We start from the raw sequence: 3537 nt of genomic DNA on the forward strand, positions 1-3537 counted from the left end.
GACGAAGGACACGCGATCCTGCAAACGACGCTGCAGCACAAGCAGCTTGACCCCGGAATCCTCCAGCATGTAGCGGACACGCTCGCGCGGATACTCCGGATCAATTGGCACATAAGCGCCACCGGCTTTCAAAATGCCCAGCATTCCGATGACCATCTCCGAGGAACGCTCCGCCATCAGCCCGACCAACTGATCCGCTTCGACCCCTTCGCTCCTTAACGTTCGCGCCAACCGGTTCGCCCTCTCGTTCAGCTCCCGGTATGTAAGCCTGATCCCTTCGTACACCAAGGCGATCCGGTCCGGGGTTCGCTCCACCTGTTCCTCGAACAACTGATGGATCGTCTTCTCCCTCTCGTACGCCGCTTCCGTGGCGTTCCACGATTCTAAAATTTGCGTTTTTTCCTCCGCTGTTGACAGCTCCAACTCGTTCACCGTGATCTGCGGAGAATCTGCGATTTGTTCCAGCAAATGGATCAAATGCCTCGCCATACGTTCGATATCGGCGCTGTCATATACGGCCCTGTTGTGTTCCATGCAAATCTGCATTTCCGCGCCCGGGTGGATTACCAAATTAAAATCGTAATTGGTTTGTTCCTTTGCACTCACATTGGAAATGCTAAATTCCGCTTGATTCTCGCTTCCCGCTTGCACCATCTGTTGATCTACAGGATAGTTTTCAAAAATCAGCACATGATCCAGCAAGTTTTGTTTCTGTTCGGTATTCGCCTGAATTTCAAACAACGGATACGTCTCGTACGCTTGGGAGGCCAAAGCTTGCTCCTGAACCCTGCGCATCACTTCTGCAAAATCATCTTCTCCCTCACAGCGAATACGAACCGGGACCGTGTTAATGAACAACCCGATCATGTTTTCAATGCCGGATAGTTCCGATGGCCTTCCCGATACAACACCTCCAAATACGACATCCTTATACCCGTTATACTTTTGGAGCAAAATCCCCCAGACGGTTTGCATCAAAGTATTACTTGTGACCTGATGCTTCCTGGTTACTTTATGAATTCGCCGGGTGAGCTCGGTCCCCAGATTGAAGCTCCGTTTTTCCGGGAGGTACGCTGCCGTCTTGTCGTGAGATTTTGATTTCGGTAAAAGCGACTGCTGCTCGTAGCCTTCCAAATAAAGCTTCCAATAATCGGATGCTTTTTCAGCGTCCTGTGCCTCAAGCCAATGGATATAATCATAATAAGGCCGTGCCGCGGAAAACTCGGGCACGGTTTGTTTCCGGATTGCCGAATAAATGTCAAACACTTCTTTAAGAATAAGAGGCATACACCAGCCATCCATCACAATATGATGGAAACTCCAAACAAAACGATACGTTTCCTCGCCTGTGCGTAAAATTGCGACACGCAGAAGCGCATCTTCCTCCAAATTAAATCCCTGAGCCTTGTCTTCACTTGCATACGATTCGATGTAGGCGTTGCGCTCAGAGACACTTCGTCCGCGTAAATCTTTGTACGCACATCCGATGCGTTTTTGCCGGAAAACCACTTGTGCGGGTTGATCTTTCCAATTGCTGTAGAAATTCGTACGGAAGACGGCATGCCGCTGAACCAATAAGCCCAAACTTTTCTCAAAAGCTTCCGCCTCAAAGACCCCTTCCAGGTCAAACATCGTTTGTTCAAAGTACAACCCGGACTGGGTATCCATCAAGCTGTGAAACAGCATTCCTTTTTGCATCGGTGTTAAGGCGTATACATTCTCGATTTCACCGATATGCCGAGTTTGTTCGACGAGACGGTCCAGTTCCTCTACAGTCAAGTCCTTCAGCATGACATCGCTTGGCGTTAGTACCGTCCGCTCTTGGGCCAGGCAGTGCGCAATCACTTCTTTAAGGCTTGCCTTCAACAGTTCAGTCAGCCGTTCTATCGTTTCCTTACGGTATTCTTTAACACTGTAGCTCAGCGTTAGCGCCAAGACCCCTTCGGAGACCTTTCCGTTAATATCCAGACGATGCGCTCTTGCCATGCTTCCGCTTACGGCTGCCCCCGTTGAATGCTTTGACATCCGGAATGCACGATGTTGAAGGTCTTGGTCAAACTGCCCCAAATAATTGAAATTGATATCAGGCTTGATCTCAAATTCATCCGCGTCGGAAAGCGTGGATACATATTTTAAAATGCCATAACCAATTCCTTTTTGCGGAATCGCGTGTAACGTTTCTTTAACCTCTTTGATCCTCGAAGCCCAATCTTGTCCGGCTTCTATCTTGAGCACCACGGGATACTGGGTCGTAAACCAGCCTACAGTGCGAGTGATGTCGATATCCGGAATGATAGGCTCCCTGCCGTGCCCTTCGAGATTAACCATCACTTGCTCCAAGCCAGTCCAAGCATGGACAGCAGCCCCTAGCGCGGTCAATAAAAGATCGTTGACTTCCGTGTTGTACGCACGGTGCGCTTGCTTCAATAATTGCTGCGTTTCCTGTTCTGTCCACTGCACCGTGACGACGTCACTATCCTCCATTAGAGTGCTATCCTGCTCAAAATCCCGGGGCAGCCTCTTAGGTTCGATTTGCGCCAGACGTTTCCAATAGTCCAACTCACGTGCGATTTCCAAACTATCAGCATACTGCGATAACTGCTCGGCCCACGTTTGGAAGGAGGTTGTTTTTCGAGCAAAGCGAATGTCGCGACCGTCAAGCGCATCTTCATAGCCTGAGGCCATATCCTCAAGCAATATTCGCCATGACACCGCGTCGACCGCCAAATGATGAATCGCAATTAGCAGATGGTCCCCCTCAGCGCACCGGAACAATCCCAATTTCACAAGAGGCCCTTCGGTAATATCGATATGACTTTGGATCTCGCTCGATTTCATTTCAATAGCTTGAGCGCAGTTATCTGCTGCTGTGAAGTCGAACACTTCCAGACTAAATAAGCTGTCCGAATCCAAGCCCCGATTCCAAGCCACATATCCAGTCTCTGTCTTGCGGAAAATTAGACGTAAAGCATCATGATGCTCCACCATCTGCTGCATCGTCTTGCGAACCGCAGCTTCGTCGAAACCTTGCTCCCTATACAGCATCACGGCTTGGTTAAAGTGACCGGGAGCAGCTGAGTTTTGTTCAAAGAACCAGGTCTGAATCGGTGTTAGCTTTACAAGGCCTTCCACTTCTTCTTGCGTCACATTGCTGTATGCCACTTGCACATGGGGACTTAACTCTGAGATTGTGGGGGTTTTTAATAGATGCTTCGTTTCTAGCTTATAGCCTGCCTGAAGCATCTTTGAGGATACTTGGATCGATTTAATCGAGTCTCCTCCAAGATCGTAAAAATTGTCAAGAATCCCGATCCTCGGGGAACCCAACACCGTCTGCCAAATGGAAACCAAAGTTTGTTCCACCGCGTTACGGGGAGCCACATATTCAACTCCGGTATTCACAATCCCCTCTGGAGCAGGCAAGGCTTTCCGGTCAATTTTGCCATTGGGCGTTAACGGCATACGCTCCAGCTGCACGAAGCAGACCGGTACCATATAGCCCGGCAGTTCTCCGGACAACACTACTCTTAACTCGCT

Annotated in this window: 1 protein-coding gene; it reads right to left on the bottom strand. The window is 49.5% G+C overall.

The features are described from left to right. Window positions 1-3537: condensation domain-containing protein (locus tag PEL01S_RS33995; RefSeq protein WP_164824379.1), on the bottom strand; the 3537-nt coding region annotated here is incomplete at both ends.

The sequence above is a fragment of the Paenibacillus elgii NBRC 100335 genome, assembly GCF_004000865.1.
Classification (GTDB): Bacteria; Bacillota; Bacilli; order Paenibacillales; family NBRC-103111; genus Paenibacillus_G; species Paenibacillus_G elgii.